This window comes from Streptomyces sp. MK37H (assembly GCF_018035285.1).
Classification (GTDB): Bacteria; Actinomycetota; Actinomycetes; order Streptomycetales; family Streptomycetaceae; genus Streptomyces; species Streptomyces endocoffeicus.
Map to the genome: position 1 here is coordinate 1 of NZ_JAAAYH010000718.1, position 2706 is coordinate 2706.

General features: G+C 68.7%; 1 protein-coding gene. It reads left to right on the forward strand.

Features of this window, described 5'->3' with window-relative positions:
• Positions 1-2706, forward strand: a 2706-nt coding sequence (locus GWI24_RS43160; RefSeq protein ID WP_210951477.1) for a type I polyketide synthase, incomplete at both ends; no start/stop codon positions are given.

Sequence of the window (2706 nt, forward strand, 5' to 3'; positions counted from 1 at the left end):
GTGTGGTTGGCGGCTGGTGTGGTGCCGTCGGCCGTGGTGGGCCATTCGCAGGGGGAGATTGCGGCGGCGTGTGTGGCGGGTGGGTTGTCGTTGGAGGATGCGGCGCGGGTGGTGGTGTTGCGGAGCCGGGCGATCGCGGCCGGGCTGTCGGGGCGTGGCGGGATGGTGTCGCTGGCTGTGGGTGTGGAAGAGGCGGAGCGGCTGGTTGAGGGGTGGTCGGGTCGGGTGGAGGTCGCGGCGGTTAATGGGCCGTTGTCGGTGGTGGTGGCTGGTGAGCCGGAGGCGTTGCGGGAGCTGGTGGCGGAGTGTGAGGGTGCGGGGGTGCGGGCGCGGTGGATCGATGTGGATTACGCCTCGCACACGATGCAGGTGGAGGCGATCGAGGAGGAGTTGGCCCGGTCGTTGTCGCAGGTCCGGCCGGTGTCGTCGCGTATTCCGTTCTTCTCCACGGTGGAGGGGGAGTGGCTGGACACGGCCGAGTTGGACGCCGGGTACTGGTACCGCAATCTGCGGAGCACCGTCCGGTTCGCCCCGTCCATCGAGCGCCTGTTGGATGAGGACTTCCGGGCGTTTGTTGAGGTGAGCGCGCATCCGGTGCTGACGATGAGCATCGAGGCGGCGGCAGAGCAAGCGGACGCCGGACCGGTGGTGGTGACCGGGACGCTCCGCCGTGACGAGGGCGGTATGCGCCGCGTGCTCACCTCCCTGGCCGAGGCATACGTGCGCGGTGTCCCCGTCGACTGGACCGCCCTGCTCGGCAACCTCCCGGCGCACGTCGCGATGGATCTGCCGACCTATGCCTTCCAGCACCAGCACTACTGGCTCAAGAGCGTCGCCTCCGCCGATGCGGGATCTGTAGACGATCAGCTTCCGGGCATGGCCGAACTGCCCCAGGAAGACGGCGCGTTGACCGCCCGCCTTCGTGGGGAGTCCGCGCAGGAGCAGGAACGCATCCTGCTGGAGACCGTCCGCCAGGAGACCGCAGGCGTCTTGGGCCATCCCTCGCTGGATGCCATTGAACCTGACATGGTGTTCAATCAGATCGGGTTCGACTCGGCCACCGCCGTGCAGTTGCGCAACCGTCTGAACGCACTCACCGACCGGACTCTGCCGACCACCCTGCTCTTTGACTACCCCACGCCCCTGATTCTCGCCGACTTTCTACGTGACGAGCTCATCGGGGACGCGGCTGCCCCGGCCTCGGAGGAGACAGCGGGGCCGACATCAGCGCCTGGGGCCGTGTCGACCGAGCCGGTGGCGATCGTGGGCATGGCGTGTCGACTGCCGGGAGGAGTCTCCACGCCGGAAGAGCTATGGGAGCTGGTGCTTCACGGGCGGGACGGCATCAGCGACTTCCCGGTGAACCGTGGCTGGGATCTGGAGAACCTGTTCCATCCGGACCCGGACCACCCCGGCACCAGCTATGCGCGCCAAGGTGGGTTTCTGCAAGATGCCGGGGAGTTCGACGCGGGCTTCTTCGGGATCTCGCCACGTGAGGCGCTGGCCGTGGACCCGCAACAGCGTCTGATGCTGGAAACCTCGTGGGAAGCGCTGGAACGGGCCGGGATCGACCCGACCACTCTGCGGGGCAAGGACGTGGGCGTCTTCTCCGGTGTGACGTACCACAACTACGGCTCGGGCGTAGAGCCGGTGCCCGCCGAACTTGAGGGCATGCTGGGCCTCGGCGCCTCGGCCAGCGTGCTGTCGGGACGGGTGTCCTATGCGCTTGGCTTCGAGGGCCCGTCGGTCGCGGTGGACACGGCATGCTCCTCGTCCCTGGTGGCGTTGCATCTGGCGGCTCAGGCGCTGCGAGCCGGCGAGTGTTCGATCGCCCTGGCCGGTGGTGTCACGGTGATGCCCACGCCCGGTATCTTCATCGCCTTCTCGCGGCAGCGCGGCATGTCGGTCGATGGCCGATGCAAGTCCTTCGCCGCTTCGGCTGACGGGACGGGGTGGGCCGAGGGCGTGGGTGTGCTGGCGCTGGAGCGGCTGTCGGACGCGGAGCGAAACGGCCATCGGGTGTTGGCGGTGGTGCGGGGCAGTGCGGTGAATCAGGACGGTGCGTCGAATGGTCTGACGGCGCCGAATGGTCCGTCGCAGCAGCGCGTCATCCGGCAGGCACTGGCCAGCGCCGGTGTGTCGGCAGCCGAGGTGGATGTGGTCGAGGCGCATGGCACGGGTACGGCGCTGGGCGATCCCATCGAGGCGCAGGCGGTGCTGGCCACGTACGGTCAGGACCGTGATCGGCCGCTGTTGATGGGGTCGTTGAAGTCGAACATCGGCCATGCGCAGGCGGCTGCTGGTGTGGCCGGTGTGATCAAGATGGTGTTGGCGTTGCGGCATGGCATCGCCCCTCGGACGTTGCATGTGGAGGAGCCGACGTCGCAGGTGGACTGGTCGGCGGGTGCGGTGGAGCTACTGACCGAGGAGCGCGCGTGGCCGGAGGTGGTGGGGCGTCCGCGCAGGGCTGGTGTGTCCGCGTTCGGAGTCAGCGGCACCAACGCCCACGTCATCCTGGAACAGGCGGCGCCGGCGCAGACCGAGCCGACCGACCCGGCGATGTCTTGGCCGAAGGGCGTTCCTGTGCCGCTGGTGGTGTCCGGGCGGGGTGACGCGGCCTTGCGGGCCCAGGCGCGACGCCTGCGGTCCTTCGTTGCGGACGAGCCGCAGCTGGACGTGAGCGAATTCGCCCTTGCGTTGGGTTGT